This is a genomic window from Sulfitobacter sp. (assembly GCF_041552635.1).
GTDB lineage: Bacteria > Pseudomonadota > Alphaproteobacteria > Rhodobacterales > Rhodobacteraceae > Sulfitobacter.
Genome location: NZ_JBFEKM010000402.1, coordinates 1 through 1031, shown reverse-complemented (window position 1 = coordinate 1031; position 1031 = coordinate 1). Strand labels below are relative to the sequence as shown.

General features: G+C 45.2%; 1 pseudogene. It reads left to right on the top strand.

The annotated features are described in order from the left end of the window. Positions 1-1031, top strand: a pseudogene (locus tag ABYT07_RS21400) (hypothetical protein); the annotation flags it as partial.

The window sequence follows — 1031 nt, the reverse complement described above, 5'->3', positions numbered from 1 at the left end:
AGGTGCAATTGCACTAGCCTGTGGAATAAATAATGCAGCAGACGGTCTCAATAGCAGTGCTTTAGGTATTGATAATGAAGCATTGAGTGAAGCTACTGCGCTAGGCTATGCAAATAAAGCAAAGGGCAGTTATAGCAGCGCAACAGGTATTTCTAATGAGTCTTCGGGTATTTATAGCAGTGCGGTTGGTTATACTAATGCAGCATCAGGTGATTATAGTAGTGCGTTAGGTGCTAATAATGAAGCATCAGTTAAGTACAGTAGTGCCGTTGGTTATAACAATACCGCATCGCGTATCAATAGTAGTGCGGTAGGCTCTAATAATATCGCCTCAGAGGGTTATAGTAGTGCATTTGGTTATAACAACACGGCATCGAACATAAATAGCAGTGCAATTGGCTATAAAAATACCGCCTCGAATGTAAATAGCAGCGCCGTCGGTTATAATAATACAGCATCAGGTGAGAACAGTAGTGCCGTCGGTTTTGAAAATACATCAGAGGGTGACTATAGTGTTGCAGTTGGTTATCAGAATACCGCATCAGGTACAGACAGCAGCGTGTTTGGCAGTAATAGCCAAGCCACCGCGACAGGCGCAACCGCCATCGGTAGTTTCTCCATTGCAAATGAAAGAGATACAATTTCAGTTGGTAGCAAGGGTTTCGAAAAACGTATCACTAATGTGGCAGATGCGACAAATGATACAGATGCGGTAAATAAACGATATACCGACGACAAAGCGACCGAGACTTTGACCGCCTCCAAAGGTTACACCGACGACAAAGCGACCGAGACTTTGACCGCCTCCAAAGGTTACACCGATGGCAAAGCGACCGAGACTTTGACCGCCTCCAAAGGTTATACCGACGAAAAAGCAACTGAAACCTTAACCGCATCAAAAGGTTACACCGACGACAAAGCAACCGAGACTTTAACCGCCTCAAAAGGCTATACTGATGGTAAAGCGACTGAGACTTTAACCGCCTCCAAAGGTTACACCGACGACAAAGCGACCGAGACTTTGACCGCCT